Here is an 11,631-nt window from a genome sequence, read left to right as displayed (position 1 = left end):
CTTATCAGGTTTACGCTGTATTTTTGGACAGATACCAACGTGTAATTCGCACCATAAATTCATTCCCACAGGCAATCAACTCACCTTGCCCAATAATACGGTCATTTATTCTTATCGTCACCTCTGGCGCAAAACATCCACCTACAGGCAAAACGTCCCCCGTTTTAAGTTGTCGTAATTGTCCAATTTCCAGACTCGCACGTCCGATCTCAAAGAGCACCCGTTGCGGTATCTGCTCAAGTTCGACTGAAGACGTTCCGTCACTCTTTGACATTGGGCTCCCTGATGCAAGTAGCGTTTCGATATCCTGGACTAATTCTTCAAATTTCATCGTGTTATCCTCTGTCAGCAATACCCTCGCGTAGATACCCCCAGGTAGTTGAATAGCAAAAAAACCGAGTCTGATGTCGCCAAAGCAATGAATCCGAACGCCCATGCCGATTTCGATAGACTCAAGTTCAATTAATGTCAGCTGGCACCAGCCTAAATATACAGGGACTACTACAGGAGGGGCAGGATAAATCTGTTGACGCTCAGCAGAAAGCTCTCCGACTATATTGCGCAAAAAACCTGTTGGCCATGTAAAAATAATGCTATGGAACTCATGTTCTTCAACTATCCATTTAATATGCAACGCTAGCTGATGTGGTATATTACTGCAGGATGTCGGCGGTTCGTTCTGACAGAGGGTGGCATCACTGGCTTGCAATAACGGCGCCAGCCCCCATTCAGCTATTCCGTATAGCAATTCAGGATCGATAGCCGATCGATTAGCGGTGCCAATTAACCCTTCACACCAGCGCTGCCAGCATTGTTCTGCAATCCACACCCTACCCAGCTCATTATGATAATTTATGGTAAATAACGTCCCTTGCTGTACTGGATATTGCTGCATACTCAATGTCAGCTCACCAATGGTAGCGCCTTCCGTTGGAAGTATCTCCATCCACGGACGCTCTTCATTCGCTATTCTTAACATAGAATATCTCCAGGGAGATTATATACCCCATATGCAGCAACTGAGACTCCAGCCACTGCTTTAGCGCTTTCATCGAACGGTAAATTTCATGATGAGGAACATTGATTTTTAGCTGGATTAGCCCCCCTGATTCACATACTTCACACTCTACACCATCAAGATAACCGCCACTAACACGATAACGCTGCGTGAAAACCACGTTCTTATTCAATACTGCAGGAGGATTATTCTCACCAATGGGTAATGCCTGGTACATGAGTTGTTCAAAGTCCATACGTTCCGCCTCCGCCTCGTTATCATCCTGATAAGACTGGCATGGCAACCCAAGACTTCCCTCAACTTTGGTAATACGCATCGCTTAATACCATAGTAATTTTTTCTTTCTTTTTCATAAGCGCATTAAAGTTCTCCTGTAATTCGCTTCGCCGTAAAACAAGCTGCTGATACTGATTCTCTAACTGCTGCCGTTGCGTCAAAAAGCTCTGCACCTGAGTGAATAGCCCAGCCATTTGTTGTTTCTTATCCAACAATAAATGACAAGATAACGTACCTTGCCAGCCCATTAATTCTTTTAGTCTGGTAGTCACTGCTAAAGCGCGCGTCTGGCAAATCTGCTGTTCAGTAATAATCGCCTGTTGCTGCTGATCAAGTACGGTAAGTTTGCCGCGTAATTGCTTTTCACGCCGCGCGATTATCTCCAGCAAAGTTTCCATGATCACTCGGTGAGTATTTGGTGTAATTTTTCTATGAGTAGCTCGGGTCCGCATACTTCATCCTTACTTTGTCGCAAAAATGTGCAAATATCCGGATAGGTATCAATAGCTTTATCGGTATCAGTATCAACCCCTCGCTGGTATTCCCCAATGCGTATTAACAGTTCAACCTCCTGGTAAAGCGCCAGGTGCCGCCGTAATATAGCCGCCAGTTGACGATGCTCATGGCTGGTAACGACTGGAAAAACGCGGCTGAGCGTTGCCAGCACGTCAATGGCAGGATAATGCCCCCTCTCTGCAAGCCGTCGGGATAGCACAATATGTCCATCAAGCAGTGAACGGACTTCATCCGCCAACGGCTCATTCATATCATCGCCTTCCACCAGTACCGTATAAAATGCGGTAATACTGCCTTTTTCCCCCATTCCTGTACGTTCTAAAAGTCGTGGCAATGCACTAAATACGCCTGGCGGGTATTCTCCAGAAACTGCGGTCTCTCCGGCGGCCAGAGCGATTTCCCGTGCGGCCCTGGCATAACGCGTCAGTGAGTCGGCAAGCAAGACGACTCGCTTTCCATTATCGCGAAAAAATTCTGCTATCGTGGTGGCCACAAACAGCGCCCTCACGCGCTCTAAGGCGGGTCTGTCAGAGGTTGCGACAACAATGACACAACGTTTTCGGGTCTCTTCAGACAGTGTAAAATCGATGAACTCGCGGACTTCTCGTCCACGTTCACCAATTAACACCAGAACATTACTGTCTGCGCCTGGAGCATTACACAGCATCGCCAGAAGCGTGCTTTTCCCCACGCCAGGAGCAGAAAAAATACCCACTCGTTGCCCTTCACCACAGGTCGCAACGCTATCAATAGCGCGAATCCCCGTCATTAATGGTTGAGTGATAGGCTGTCGAACCATTGCGGGAGGAGGCATTGCATCATAGTCTTTCCAGCAGATTTCAGGCAGTTCGCGGCCATCAAGGGGACGACCAAAGCCATCAATGACTCGCCCTAATAACGCTTCGCCCACGGGGACCTGATGGCGTCGCCTTAAGGCTATCACTTGCTGCCCGCAGTGAAGTCCGATAGTACTCGTAAAAGGAGATAGCAAAGCTTTGCTGCCATTAATCCCCACAACTTCAGCAAGTACTTCTCCAGGCTTTATACAGCACAACTCTCCCATAAATACCCCAGGCAACCACGCATTTAACAACGTTGCGCTGACATCCTGAATTCGGCCCCATCGCCAGTAACCATCGGGGGGCGGATATTTCAGCCTCAGACGTTGCATCAATTCATTCTTCATTGTCCGCCAACTCCTCTTCGCTAAGGTCAATACTTTCTACCACTTGTACAAAGCTCTCCTCTCCTAATTCCTGCCATGACAAAATCGGTACGTCGAACAAGGTGGCTTCTGTAATTTTTCGCAAGAAACGTCGGGTGTCGACAGAAGTGACAATGAATAATTTGGTTGGCTGCTTCAGCGCCTGCTCGATAAGTTGCAGAATCTGCGACTTATGACGAGACGACAGCGCAGTATAGGTCCCCATTGCCGTCTGGCGAATGGATTCACGTATAAGGTTCTCAATACCTTCGCCGATCCGCAAAATCGGCAGCGGTTTTCCTTCCGGATTAAGACGACGCAGAATATGACGGCGAAGCGCGATACGGACGTATTCTGTCAACATCAGGACATCTTTTTCACGTGGCGCCCAGTCAATTAATGTACCGAAAATAAGACGTAAATCTCTAATAGAAACCCACTCTGATACAAGCCGCTGCAAAGTTTCAGCGATTTTATTAATGGGCAACTGGCGCTGAAGCTCTTTCACCAGCTCAGAGTAGTTTTTTTCCATCGCATTCATTAGATAACGCGTTTCCTGAACACCAATAAACTCTCCCATATGCCGAAGCAGCACACATTTTAGTAAGGCAGAGATACGTTGGCTGCCCGCGAAAACGTCCAGTCCAAAACCTTGCGCCTTATGGACCATGTCTTTTGAAAGCCAACAGATCTGCCCCATCCCGTTCGGTAACGTCTGGCTGTCACCCACCACACTAGCGTCCGCGCCTATCAATAAATAATCTGCCTGGACGGGAATAGATAAACTAAATACGGGTTCCTGATATAGCAGTACCGTCAATTTTTCGGTGGGTTCAGGCAAAACCTCAATATTCACCTCAGGGAGAGGGACGCCGGTGTCCTCAAATAATAACCATCTCATGGCGTCAATATCACGAATCAGGTCGGCAGAATGTAACGTTGGGGTAAGACGTAAGATTAGAGGACATGCGCCGGGAACCATACTATCTTTTTCCGACGCTTCGACGCCATTTGCGGAAACCACAGATTTTTTACGGCGAATGAGGATAATGGGCAATGCTAACAACGCTGAAAAGAAAGCGAGAGTGATAAAAGGAAAGCCAGGAATTAAAGCGAGGAGCATTAAAACAACAGAGGTTAATATGAGCGACTGAGGTTGTCTGGCAATTTGAGAACTCAACTCTGTCGCCAGGTTCTGGCGTTTCTCACCCGGAACACGGGTGACAATAATTCCCGCGCTAAGGGAAATCAGCAGCGATGGAATTTGCCCACATAAACCATCTCCGATTGACAGTACGCTATAAGTGTGAACAGCCTCACTCATCGACATATCATATTGTACGATAGCGATGATGATACCGCCGATAATGTTCACCAGAACAACAATAATACCGGCAATCGTATCGCCTTTAACAAATTTCATCGCACCATCCATCGCACCGAGAAAGCGGCTTTCCTGCTGGACGTGCTGTCTTAATGTACGGGCATGGTCTGCATCGATAACTCCGGCACGCAAATCGCCATCGATACTCATTTGTTTGCCTGGCATCCCATCAAGCGAGAAACGTGCGCTGACTTCCGCCACCCTCTCGATGCCTTTTGTAATGACAATAAACTGCACGATAGTAATGATGGTAAATACGACCAACCCAACGGTGAGATTTCCTCCTACGACAAACCTACCGAAAGCATCCACAATATTACCGGCATTATGTTGTAACAGTACCAGCCGTGATGTGCTGATTGTGAGTGACAAACGATATAATGTGGTAATAAGTAATAAAGACGGAAATACCGATAAATCGAGAGGGTCACTAAGATAAATAGCAATTAAGAGCAGGATCACTGAAAACATAAGGTTGATAGTAATCAGGACATCAACCATCCAGGTCGGCAAAGGTAACAGCATCATCACAATAGCGATTAATAATACCGTCGCCAGAACCATATCCTGCCGACCCGCGCATACACTGAGCCACTGTTGCGCCCTGATTCCCCCACCTAACCATGAACGCATTGCGACTCCAGAAATTTTATTTGTCGATGATGTAATCGTAACCAGAGCTCGGCGGAACTGGACAGAGGAGGAGAACAACTCATTGCAAGCCCATCGCGCAACAAAAATAATCGTTGAGGAATACCCTGGAACACTGCAGATTTCCAGTTAGTCAACGCTTTAAAAAGCAGATCTTCGTCTAAGAAAGTTTGCTTGAGTATCTGACATAAGTGAATACGACCATTATGATAGTTTAGATAGGTTTCATATTGTCCATGCCGCCAGAACATATTGGTTGCTAAAGGCTGTTCAGCTAATCCTGCTAATTGAATAAAAAGCTGAATATTACGTTCAGTAATGAGATCCCAATCCATCCTGCCGCCTCATGATGAGCCAGAACACCAATTTACCTAAATATTGAAAGCCAGGTATCAGAATAAAACCTGATTTACCTTTACTTCACGAAGCGTTTCGAGAATTTGTTCACGTTGATCTTCGTCGTTAAAACAGTTATCGGGTATCAGCATAAACTGCGCATCAAGTTGTTGGAGTAACCGATTAAACATCTTCGATGAAGAAACTATAGCGGTAAGTCTATCAAGCAACCAATCACTGAAAAGCCAGCGCTCACAAATGATATCGAGTAGTAGCGGCAGTAATGTATTAGGCGGCAACTGGCAAATCCACTCCTCACGCTGACACTCTTTTTCAAGGCCAAGGAATAACAGCAAACGACGCAAACGTACTAATGCCGCGGCCAAACGACTTTGCTCCGAGGGTTCGATGCATATGCTAAGTTCAAAGGCTATTGCTCTTAGCAAAATACGAACCCGTTCACAGCGATCCGGCCACTCTGCCACGCGTCTGAACCACTGCGATAAGGGCATTTCATCGTTGTCTATCGCCTGTTGCATAAAACGCTTCAGCGAGGACAGCGTAGCGGTATCCACTTCGCCAAGTTCCAGTAAACTAAAAACGGCAAGTTCCCATCCCTCCTCCGCTGTGAGCGTATCCAGTTGCGATTGCAAATCGCGTTTTTTCTTTTTTGACAACCCGTCGGCAGTAAGCGCCATTGCGAGAGCGATAATTTTATACGCATTTTGTAAATCAGGATCACTATTTTCTTCGGTAAGCGAACGCAACGTTGCCCCATTATCCTCCTGTATTTGTTTTATCAAACGCAGCAAAGCCTGCTGTCTGCGCTCCAGTTTCTCCGCATCAGAGAATTTATAATTTTCACGCAGTTTACCACTCAGCGCCATTCCTATTTCTTCCATCGTCTCATAGAGCGCTGCCCCCGTCGTTTCCTGTAACTCCTGGAGAGCTAATATTGAAGGTGAAATAACCTCTTGTTTCTCTATAACCTGGCCAGAGGTAAATGTTGTAGGAGGCGTCATTTTTATCTCATTAATTTTAATATCCATCGCTACCTCTTTTATCTTCACCATTACATAACCATTTCAGTAACGCGTTGAAATGACGAGAAAGTGAAAACTCAACGGCATATCGTGTTGAGGAAAGTTCAACCTGATCGGGAGAGAAACCAGACTCGACAATCAGCGTAAACCGCTTGCCAAAAGTTTCATGCATCAATGCCTCTTTTTCAGGATGAATACGCAAATAAAGCGCTCCATCTTCCGCCATAGCCGTGGCCTGGCGTGCCAGACGATGGCACATAACACTGTCTACCGACTGTTGGTCGAACCAGGCCAACAGAACCTGTTCTATACTATTTTTAATATGATGCGCTGCTTGATCGACCAATGAACGAAATTGATTTTCATCTTCTTGTAAATGTTTTACATGCTGTTCCAGCCATTCCACTTCCATTTTTTCCAGCGTATTTTTACGCAACCACGCTATTTCTTGTTGCTGCTCAACTTTCTGTTCACGTTGATAACGATAGGCGTCTCGGATGATTTTTTCAGCCTTACGGTGAGCGGAGCTCACAATAGCATGTGAAACTCTCTTAGCTTGTTGCTCTTGTGCAAATAAAGTTAATTGTAATGTTATCCACTGTGACTCAATAATATTTCGAGCGGGTAGCTTATGGTTAATTTCCGTCAGAGGAAGTGAAGTGAAATTCATAGCAAATGCTCCATGAAGATAATCTCGGTAAGAGAAGTCTTCGGCCAAAGTATACGCTGCGGAGGGGGTAATAATACTAATAGCGCATGTAAAACCACATCGTCATGCGCTTCACGATTAAGAATGGCGGTACCGATCTGCAATGCAGTTTGTTGCATCACTTGCGGAGGAAGTAATTTGCCATCTCTTTGCCCCAACCAACCATATAGCTGCCAGATCTCATCCTCGCTAAACCACTGTAGAAGCAATTGCCGATACTCTGGTAGCATAAAATAGTCACTACACCTGAGTTTGAATAATCCCAGCCCAAAGGCAAATGCCGATATACGCGGCGCAAGACGAACCTGCCGTTTTTGCCTGTCATTTAAACAGGCTGGAATAACATAACTTCCCCTTAGTCTATTCAACGATCTGTCAAGAAGACGATCCAACTCTGGCCGCTCTCCATAACGCCAGCGGTTTGAAAGATGAAAGCCCAGCTTATCCATCCATTCCGGTACAGCGTAACGGGCAGGTTGCCAGAAATAACGATAAAGTTGCAACACCTCGGGATCAGGTCGGTTCAAAAACGGCGTCTCAGGCAAAAATAGCCGATCAGGATACCCACTCCCAATAACAACCCTGTCAACGATAACATCAACTGATAAGGGTATTTCATCAACCACGTCACCACCTTCCCTTTATTGGCGTGGATAAAGTCCATAATCCAGAACGTTTTTCTCGCTGGTACGTCAGGTACCATTCTAAATTCTGCAGGCTGCATCAAGATACTAATCTTACTGTATTGCAACCCAGGGATTGACATCTCTATTAAATCTTTAATTTTTACCCGAAAGGCCTCCATATTGACCTGAGGTGAATATTTTATAAATACGGCAACTGAGCTAGGAGAAGTGTTACTTCCCTCATCATAAGTCGGTAGCGCAATGGTCACTTTTGCATTAATCACGCCCTCCATCTGACTCAGCATTCCTTCAATTCTTTGTTCTTTTAAGAAATTAATCTTCTGCTGTTCTTCCTGGGGGGATACCACTAACTGATTAGCTGGAAACATCTTATCCACCGTTGTAAACTGACGATGCGGATAACCGTTAAGTCTAAGTAGCTCAACCGCATTAATAAACTGCGACTGCTCGACACGTAAGGTAACACCATCCTCTTCCTGTTTTTTTTCCGCATCGATATGATGCTGCATAAGTAATGCCAGCATTTGATTCGCCTCATATTCTGGCAATGAGCGATAAAGATCCACATCACATGCCGTAAGAAAGAACGCGAGGGCAGTAAGAAATACTATACGATGAACCTTCATGTCATGCTATCCAGCTTATTAAGCGCTTGCGCTGCTGCGCCTGATATCCTGGCAAGATAATCCACGCCTACCGTTAACTGCATATAATCCATTTGTCTGGCCAACATAACCTGCGGTAGTAAAGCACTGGCATTACTGGTGGAGGCACCATCTGTCAGCAATTGTTTAAAAAGATTAATTTGCTCCTGGCTCGGTTCTGCAGATGACTTTACATAAGATTGAGTGCTTACAGGCACTACGCTCATATCAGAAATATTCAATTTTCAAACCCCTCTTTGGGCGCAGGAAATAACAGGCGCAGCGCCATAGCCTCTGGTAAATCAATATCCGATAAAATTTTCGCGGCTTTTAGCGGCTCATTTAATCCCGCCAACAATAATGCCAAACATACCAACTGTAATTTTCTATCCGGAACAATAACCGTTAGCGCTGGTAACATCGTATGTACCTGGGAAATAAGGCTATGGTTAACGCCCGCAAACATAATTTCCAGCAGCAACCGTCGAACATCGTCGCTTATAACTTCAGATTTTAGCAATGATTCCACTAAGCATATCCTTGATCATTTTGATCAGTGAACTTTCGTAATTAATAAATGTAGAATACTGCTGTAAGGCAAATTGCGCTTTAATCATCGATTCTGGGTTGAGCAAATCATTACCATTCATTTTGTCATTAATGGCCTGACCTGCCTGGTGCGCCATGTGGGAGAGCATATCCACTAATTGTGCAATATCCATAATGCTTTTCCTTAAAATAAATACATCGTAAGGATACTGGCAACATAACAAAATTTAGAAAGCAATGAACATCCGGTATATACCTGAAAACGATTACTCCGGCGCACTTTGTTTTGGTGTTACCTGAGCCAGCAAACGATAAAATGGGCTGCTGACCTGCATACCGGTCATTGCCATCCCATCTATACCAAAGCGAGTAAAACTCATTAGCCCGTAGGCAATATCATTAAGGCGCTCTAATAAATGAGGCTGTAGTCCCAAACTACCACTCCAGTATGAATGCGTCATTACCGTCGCGGTTAAGACTAATCTACCTCCCAGGGAGACAGCTTTAGCAATCGCCATACTTTTGCGTTGATTGGCGAAACAATTAGCAATATAAAAAACGGCATTGCCTATACTGTCGTGAGCCATAGGCAAATGATGTTTATGATGGTAGATAAGACACGCGACATCCGCGATGGCAATAGCAAGGCCAATTCCCGCCAGGGCTAAGAGCGGTGCGCCTCCACCACTTAGCACTGTTAATGCTATTCCAGCGGAACAGCATAAAATCTGTCCGCCCAAAATGACCGTTTGCCAACTAAAAATTTCTTTTGGAAAACACTTTATCACTCGTTTCGCAAGTCCGGCCAATAACCGCTCTTTTCCTTGTTGAGGTCCTATTCTACCACTCTCCATATTGGTTTCCGGATGTGGCAATGAGGGACATGGAGGTGATTCCTCAGGCGCGCAAACAGGACGTTGCCCCCCTACCTGAGCATTTGGGCTAACAGGTTTCATGGTTCTCCCCGAGATGTATGACCAGAACTGTCCATTAATGCAGGTGTAGTAGCAGATTGACAGAGCGCTGCCATTTTTTCCGCCAATAACACACTGGGATCGGCATGAAGTTCATCAACAGAATTTTCCTGATCGTCGCCAGAGGGGCGGGCAAGGCAATAATCCAGTACCGCACCTATCGCCGTCAGGCTAACGGAGGTAATTACACTCCCCATGTCCAAAGAGGCCGCTATATTTTCAGCGGCGGGCAGTGGAAACTGTAGGGGTAAAACCAACATAGAAATAGCGATTCCTGAACGTATTAATAAAGAAAGACAATTAGCAAGGGTGTTAGCGCAGTTAAGACTTGCCCCACATTTTAAGGCCAGCGCACTGACCACAAGAGCAACGCTATCACTGGCGGTTTGTAACGGCTCCTTTTGCTGACATATCAATTGATAATTATGATACGCACAGCAAGCATCCCCAATAGCAATCACGAGCGCCGCCCCCGCAAGAATAGCAATGGGTAATCCTGCCCCGCCAGAAATTACCGCTGCAGCAACCGATAACCCAAACACGACTGTCGCACCCAGCGCACGAATAGTGTATTGCATAAAATGTATAGTATAATCCCTCTGCTGCCTTATTTGTTCAGGCGTAAGCAGCACAGGGGCTGCGGGGGTGCCAGGGGCTGGAATTTCAGGGGGAGGAAACGATGCCGCCTTCGCTTGTATACCGGAAGGAGGACTATTACCATCGACGATATTACTTGCCGCTGACGGAATATGAATTTTCATATTTCGTTCTGTTATTTAAGCAATAAGAGTGTCGAACATTATTTGCGCATTCTGGCGAATCTCACTCCATGAGGCATCCGCATAACTCATCTTGATTGCGGTTTGAAAAGCCTCTCTCGCCAACCCGGGTTCCCCCATCATTTTGAGACAGACGCCCGTTTGGTAAACCGGTTCTGGATGGCTGGCATCCAGCATCAAGGCATGTCCATAGAAATTAATGGCCGTCGTGTATTCTTTAAGCATCATCCAGGTGCCAGCCAATGCAATATGGGCACGCCAACTCCATGGCTGGGCCATCACCAGCCAGCTAAAATCGATTACGGCGCGCGCATAATCCCCCTCCTGCCATGAGGCGTAACCACTGGCATAAACGGTTTCCGGATCAACGGATAATAGCTGTTTCAGAATGTCTTCGGGTACTTTATTTTTCTGATTTTCTTTCATCATCATACCTATTGATTGTTATTTTCACGTGATAATGATTTACGTCAGGAAGGTCATTTAAAAACGTCGCTGGATAAGATGCTCGGCGGATAAAATTGTCCAGTCATCGCCATCAAACTGTGTAAAGGTCGCTCCCATTACTGTCAGAATGCGCAATAATTTCCTGCGTAGCATGGCTTTTTTTTCATCCAGAACATCGGTGATTATCAACATCTTTAAACATGTTAACTGCGGGTGATGTACAAATATCCCGCGTAAAAGTCCCAGTAAGTGAAACAATTGCTGTGGTCGAGGTTGCCCGGGCGTCAGGCGCCTGAACTCACAAATAATCATTTCTTTTGCCTCAATACGATAGATCACCAGATAAGGCGATAATATAAACTGCTGCCCAAGTAATATGGCGGTCTCCCCTAAATATGCAGGCTCAGTAAACACCTGATGCCGACGCAACCATTGCTCTATTTCTTGCACCATG

At 45.7% G+C, this 11,631-nt stretch carries 17 protein-coding genes; all 17 read right to left on the bottom strand.

From position 1 onward, the window contains the following. Nucleotides 1-10: 10 nt before the first annotated feature. Nucleotides 11-979, bottom strand: coding sequence for an SPI-2 type III secretion system cytoplasmic ring protein SsaQ (gene ssaQ / locus ACLD11_RS02055; RefSeq protein ID WP_183059062.1), 969 nt, complete (start codon nucleotides 977-979; stop codon nucleotides 11-13). Further along, nucleotides 960-1,334 carry an SPI-2 type III secretion system apparatus protein SsaP gene (gene ssaP / locus ACLD11_RS02050; RefSeq protein ID WP_094947572.1) on the bottom strand — a complete coding sequence of 125 codons (375 nt, stop codon included), beginning with the start codon at nucleotides 1,332-1,334 and terminating at the stop codon, nucleotides 960-962. Before ssaP ends, ssaQ begins: the two co-directional genes overlap by 20 nt. Further along, nucleotides 1,315-1,692, bottom strand: coding sequence for an SPI-2 type III secretion system apparatus protein SsaO (gene ssaO, locus ACLD11_RS02045; protein WP_411011212.1), 378 nt, complete (start codon nucleotides 1,690-1,692; stop codon nucleotides 1,315-1,317). The genes ssaP and ssaO overlap by 20 nt, the downstream gene beginning before the upstream one ends. Before the next feature lie 2 nt (nucleotides 1,693-1,694). Further along, entirely contained in the window at nucleotides 1,695-2,996 is a 1,302-nt protein-coding gene (gene ssaN / locus ACLD11_RS02040; RefSeq protein ID WP_411011211.1) for a SctN family type III secretion system ATPase SsaN, read from the bottom strand. Continuing rightward, nucleotides 2,986-5,031: an SPI-2 type III secretion system apparatus protein SsaV gene (gene ssaV, locus ACLD11_RS02035; RefSeq protein ID WP_411014473.1), complete on the bottom strand. Its 2,046-nt coding sequence runs from the start codon at nucleotides 5,029-5,031 to the stop codon at nucleotides 2,986-2,988. The genes ssaN and ssaV overlap by 11 nt, the downstream gene beginning before the upstream one ends. Continuing rightward, a complete protein-coding gene (gene ssaM / locus ACLD11_RS02030) occupies nucleotides 5,016-5,384 on the bottom strand; it encodes an SPI-2 type III secretion system apparatus protein SsaM (protein WP_076726496.1) in 369 nt (122 codons plus the stop codon). The genes ssaV and ssaM overlap by 16 nt, the downstream gene beginning before the upstream one ends. A 57-nt stretch (nucleotides 5,385-5,441) precedes the next feature. Then, nucleotides 5,442-6,458 (bottom strand): SPI-2 type III secretion system apparatus protein SsaL, encoded by a 1,017-nt coding sequence (gene ssaL / locus ACLD11_RS02025; protein WP_411011210.1) that lies wholly within the window; start codon nucleotides 6,456-6,458, stop codon nucleotides 5,442-5,444. Next, nucleotides 6,424-7,098 (bottom strand): SPI-2 type III secretion system apparatus protein SsaK, encoded by a 675-nt coding sequence (ssaK, locus tag ACLD11_RS02020; protein WP_411014472.1) that lies wholly within the window; start codon nucleotides 7,096-7,098, stop codon nucleotides 6,424-6,426. Before ssaK ends, ssaL begins: the two co-directional genes overlap by 35 nt. Next, on the bottom strand, nucleotides 7,095-7,643 hold the full coding sequence (locus ACLD11_RS02015) for a type III secretion system domain-containing protein (protein ID WP_094947597.1): 549 nt from the start codon (nucleotides 7,641-7,643) through the stop codon (nucleotides 7,095-7,097). The genes ssaK and ACLD11_RS02015 overlap by 4 nt, the downstream gene beginning before the upstream one ends. Nucleotides 7,644-7,660: 17 nt before the next feature. Next, nucleotides 7,661-8,410 carry an SPI-2 type III secretion system apparatus lipoprotein SsaJ gene (gene ssaJ, locus ACLD11_RS02010; RefSeq protein WP_411011208.1) on the bottom strand — a complete coding sequence of 250 codons (750 nt, stop codon included), beginning with the start codon at nucleotides 8,408-8,410 and terminating at the stop codon, nucleotides 7,661-7,663. Next, nucleotides 8,407-8,655 (bottom strand): type III secretion system inner rod subunit SctI, encoded by a 249-nt coding sequence (gene sctI, locus ACLD11_RS02005; RefSeq protein ID WP_058331551.1) that lies wholly within the window; start codon nucleotides 8,653-8,655, stop codon nucleotides 8,407-8,409. The genes ssaJ and sctI overlap by 4 nt, the downstream gene beginning before the upstream one ends. Before the next feature lie 11 nt (nucleotides 8,656-8,666). After that, nucleotides 8,667-8,957: an EscG/YscG/SsaH family type III secretion system needle protein co-chaperone gene (locus tag ACLD11_RS02000; protein WP_058331528.1), complete on the bottom strand. Its 291-nt coding sequence runs from the start codon at nucleotides 8,955-8,957 to the stop codon at nucleotides 8,667-8,669. Then, nucleotides 8,935-9,150, bottom strand: coding sequence for a type III secretion system needle filament protein SsaG (ssaG, locus tag ACLD11_RS01995; protein ID WP_000350226.1), 216 nt, complete (start codon nucleotides 9,148-9,150; stop codon nucleotides 8,935-8,937). The genes ACLD11_RS02000 and ssaG overlap by 23 nt, the downstream gene beginning before the upstream one ends. A 93-nt stretch (nucleotides 9,151-9,243) precedes the next feature. After that, nucleotides 9,244-9,933: a pathogenicity island 2 effector protein SseG gene (gene sseG, locus ACLD11_RS01990; protein WP_411011207.1), complete on the bottom strand. Its 690-nt coding sequence runs from the start codon at nucleotides 9,931-9,933 to the stop codon at nucleotides 9,244-9,246. Further along, nucleotides 9,930-10,712, bottom strand: a complete 783-nt coding sequence (sseF, locus tag ACLD11_RS01985) for a type III secretion systems effector SseF (protein ID WP_411011206.1) — start codon at nucleotides 10,710-10,712, stop codon at nucleotides 9,930-9,932. Before sseF ends, sseG begins: the two co-directional genes overlap by 4 nt. Before the next feature lie 15 nt (nucleotides 10,713-10,727). Continuing rightward, nucleotides 10,728-11,162 (bottom strand): SycD/LcrH family type III secretion system chaperone SscB, encoded by a 435-nt coding sequence (gene sscB, locus ACLD11_RS01980; RefSeq protein WP_058331531.1) that lies wholly within the window; start codon nucleotides 11,160-11,162, stop codon nucleotides 10,728-10,730. Nucleotides 11,163-11,213: 51 nt separating this feature from the next. Then, nucleotides 11,214-11,630 (bottom strand): LcrR family type III secretion system chaperone SseE, encoded by a 417-nt coding sequence (gene sseE / locus ACLD11_RS01975; RefSeq protein ID WP_411011205.1) that lies wholly within the window; start codon nucleotides 11,628-11,630, stop codon nucleotides 11,214-11,216. Nucleotide 11,631: the final 1 nt, after the last annotated feature.

Source organism: Salmonella sp. 741265116_PST (assembly GCF_046567715.1).
Taxonomy (GTDB): Bacteria; Pseudomonadota; Gammaproteobacteria; order Enterobacterales; family Enterobacteriaceae; genus Salmonella; species Salmonella enterica.
The sequence above is the reverse complement of the archived record's forward strand: the minus strand, read 5'-3'. Positions and strand labels throughout refer to the sequence as shown.

Coding starts and splice junctions, on each gene's coding strand:
- ssaQ (WP_183059062.1), bottom strand. CDS start 979: ATGTTAAGAATAGCGAATGAAGAGCGTCCGTGGATGGAGATACTTCCA.
- ssaP (WP_094947572.1), bottom strand. CDS start 1,334: ATGCGTATTACCAAAGTTGAGGGAAGTCTTGGGTTGCCATGCCAGTCT.
- ssaO (WP_411011212.1), bottom strand. CDS start 1,692: ATGGAAACTTTGCTGGAGATAATCGCGCGGCGTGAAAAGCAATTACGC.
- ssaN (WP_411011211.1), bottom strand. CDS start 2,996: ATGAAGAATGAATTGATGCAACGTCTGAGGCTGAAATATCCGCCCCCC.
- ssaV (WP_411014473.1), bottom strand. CDS start 5,031: ATGCGTTCATGGTTAGGTGGGGGAATCAGGGCGCAACAGTGGCTCAGT.
- ssaM (WP_076726496.1), bottom strand. CDS start 5,384: ATGGATTGGGATCTCATTACTGAACGTAATATTCAGCTTTTTATTCAA.
- ssaL (WP_411011210.1), bottom strand. CDS start 6,458: ATGGTGAAGATAAAAGAGGTAGCGATGGATATTAAAATTAATGAGATA.
- ssaK (WP_411014472.1), bottom strand. CDS start 7,098: ATGAATTTCACTTCACTTCCTCTGACGGAAATTAACCATAAGCTACCC.
- ssaJ (WP_411011208.1), bottom strand. CDS start 8,410: ATGAAGGTTCATCGTATAGTATTTCTTACTGCCCTCGCGTTCTTTCTT.
- sctI (WP_058331551.1), bottom strand. CDS start 8,655: ATGAGCGTAGTGCCTGTAAGCACTCAATCTTATGTAAAGTCATCTGCA.
- ssaG (WP_000350226.1), bottom strand. CDS start 9,150: ATGGATATTGCACAATTAGTGGATATGCTCTCCCACATGGCGCACCAG.
- sseG (WP_411011207.1), bottom strand. CDS start 9,933: ATGAAACCTGTTAGCCCAAATGCTCAGGTAGGGGGGCAACGTCCTGTT.
- sseF (WP_411011206.1), bottom strand. CDS start 10,712: ATGAAAATTCATATTCCGTCAGCGGCAAGTAATATCGTCGATGGTAAT.
- sscB (WP_058331531.1), bottom strand. CDS start 11,162: ATGATGATGAAAGAAAATCAGAAAAATAAAGTACCCGAAGACATTCTG.
- sseE (WP_411011205.1), bottom strand. CDS start 11,630: ATGGTGCAAGAAATAGAGCAATGGTTGCGTCGGCATCAGGTGTTTACT.